The organism is Dellaglioa sp. CoH-57-MRSF-16, from assembly GCF_056782055.1.
In genome coordinates this window covers 1-262 of sequence record NZ_JBXAXZ010000193.1, presented here as the reverse complement: position 1 = coordinate 262, position 262 = coordinate 1, and the positions used below count along the sequence as shown (strand labels likewise).

At 54.6% G+C, this 262-nt stretch carries 1 protein-coding gene; it reads left to right on the top strand.

The window, feature by feature from the left end:
• Positions 1 to 20: 20 nt before the first annotated feature.
• Positions 21 to 262: hypothetical protein (locus tag AC1RPH_RS08390; RefSeq protein ID WP_481762129.1), on the top strand; the 242-nt coding region annotated here is incomplete at its 3' end.

Sequence of the window (262 nt, the reverse complement as noted above, 5' to 3'; positions counted from 1 at the left end):
AATCTCTGTAAGGAGTGTATATGGCACGAATCCAGCACGATAGCCAGTGGACCAATCTGTACTACGGCTTCGATCCGGAGCACAAAGGCAAGTGTAGGCCCACGATCCGTATCGTTCCGCGACACGTAGACTGTGAGGCTGAGGGCTTTCCCCATGGACTTCCGACCAACGTGTTTTTCGATACGGAAGAACAGGCCGTGGCGTTTGCTCGGCGTATCGACTCGTTTTTGGACGCGTCGCTGAAGGGTGCGCTGGAGTACAT